Source organism: Microvirga sp. P4_G7, assembly GCF_056401005.1.
Genome location: NZ_JBFUKD010000663.1, coordinates 1 through 1,980, shown reverse-complemented (window position 1 = coordinate 1,980; position 1,980 = coordinate 1). Strand labels below are relative to the sequence as shown.

Annotated in this window: 2 protein-coding genes; one reads left to right on the top strand and one right to left on the bottom strand. The window is 59.6% G+C overall.

The features are described from left to right. The first annotated feature begins 142 nt into the window (after positions 1–142). Entirely contained in the window at positions 143–1,444 is a 1,302-nt protein-coding gene (locus tag AC1DT3_RS19275; RefSeq protein ID WP_477466826.1) for a PA0069 family radical SAM protein, read from the top strand. Here AC1DT3_RS19275 and AC1DT3_RS19270 read toward each other — a convergent pair. Beyond that, positions 1,441–1,896 carry a hypothetical protein gene (locus tag AC1DT3_RS19270; protein WP_477466825.1) on the bottom strand — a complete coding sequence of 152 codons (456 nt, stop codon included), beginning with the start codon at positions 1,894–1,896 and terminating at the stop codon, positions 1,441–1,443. The genes AC1DT3_RS19275 and AC1DT3_RS19270 overlap by 4 nt on opposite strands. Positions 1,897–1,980: the final 84 nt, after the last annotated feature.

Genomic DNA, 1,980 nt, shown 5'->3' with positions numbered 1-1,980 from the left:
GCCCGTGCTTCACGCGAATGAGAACAGAGATCATGTGAACACCATAGCGCTTCATAATGCCGCCTCAAAGCGGCCTTGATCTCGTTCCAGTTTTGTTCTTTGTTCTTGTTACGTTCTCATGTGGATTCGTTCGAGGCCCGCTATGTCCGCTCCGGCAAACGCTCAAGTGCCCTACCCGACGACCGGTTTCTATCTCGAAGGCGACGCTCGCCCGAGGCAGAACGAGATCGCTCCCCGCGAACCGCACCGGCGGAGCGTCGCGCAGCGCGCCCCATCGCCTGAATCGCAGCGGCAGGGACGACGGCCCTTTCCCGTCGCCCGTAATCCCCAGGAGGCGACCGAGGCCGCGTTGCAGCGGGCGGTCGATCCCGCCCACCGCGTCGAAGGCGAGWTGCGGCGTGGGCGCGGCGCCGTGTCGAACCCGACCGGGCGATTCGAAGTCGCGCTGCGGGAGACTTTCGTCGACGGGTGGGACGGCGAAGAGGAGGAMACGGTTCTTCGAACCGAGGTGATCGTCGAGAAACCGCGCACCATCATCGCCAAGAACGATTCGCCCGATATCGGCTTCGATCAGTCGATCAACCCTTATCGGGGCTGCGAACACGGCTGCGTCTATTGTTTCGCGCGTCCGACCCACGCCTTCCAGGGATTGTCGTCTGGGCTCGACTTCGAGACCAAGATTTTCGCCAAGCCGAGCGCGCCGGAGCTGTTGGAAAAGGAGCTCGCGACGAAAGGATACAAGCCGAAAGTCATCGCAATGGGATCGAACACCGATCCCTACCAGCCGCTGGAGCGCAATTTGCGCATCACGCGCAGTATCCTGGAGGTCCTCCACCGGACGAGCCATCCCGTCGGTATCGTGACGAAATCGGCGCTGGTCACCAGAGACATCGACATCCTGGCGCAGATGGCCGACCGGCAGCTCGCCAAGGTCGCCATCTCGATCACCACGCTCGATCCCAAGCTCGCCCGCAAGATGGAACCACGGGCAGCATCCCCGGCAAAACGGCTCGAGACGGTTCGCAAATTGGCGGAGGCCGGCATTCCCGTCAGCGTCCTCGTCGCGCCCATCATCCCCGCCATTACCGACCACGAGATCGAGGCGATCCTGAAGGCCGCCCATCAGGCCGGCGCTCGCGAGGCGGGCTACGTGCTCCTGCGCCTGCCGCACGACCTCAAGGATCTCATGCGCGATTGGCTCATCGAGCATTATCCGGACAAGCTCAAACATGTGTTCTCGCTCTTGCAGGATGCCCGTGGCGGCAAGGATTACGATGCGGAATGGGGGGTTCGGCAAACGGGTGTCGGCCCCTTCGCCTGGATCATCGGACGACGCTTCGAAGCCGCGACGGAACGTCTCGGCTACAACAAGCAGCGTTTGAAATTGCGCACCGACCTCTTTCAAGCGCCAGGAAAGAACGCAGGTCAGCTGTCGCTGTTCTAGCCCTTGCCCGCTGCGTTGAGAATGCTGAGAAGATCGATTCCCGCATATTTGAGAGCAAGCACGAGGCAGACGAGGAAAACAGTATAGGAAAGGCCGGCAACCACACCGCCGGGTATTTGTTGATACCAAGCCAAGGACCGTTCGATTTTTCCTGCGATGGCGTTCTTCTGGATATCGGGCGTGGCACTCTTTATGACTTGGTCCGCATAGGAGCCCAAAATGGCTTCGGCTTGCTGACGATAATCATTGAGACGAGAGGAAGTTGTTTCTCCAATGAGATAGCTGTTCGCCTCGTCATCTCGGGGCGCACGACCTTTCTGACTCTTGAAATCAATCACCCACGAGCGCTTGCGTTGTTTGTATAGCGCGTAGGAGATGAGCCCTACGAGGTCATCATCCCTAAGAATAAGCTTTTCATAGACTGTATTGTAAGGCGAGCCCGAGTCGCTCATTTCTTACGGGAGTTGCGCAACGTCGATTCAGCCGCGCGCAACGCGTCCTGGTAGACGTCGTTGCGAATTGTGCGGCTTGTGACC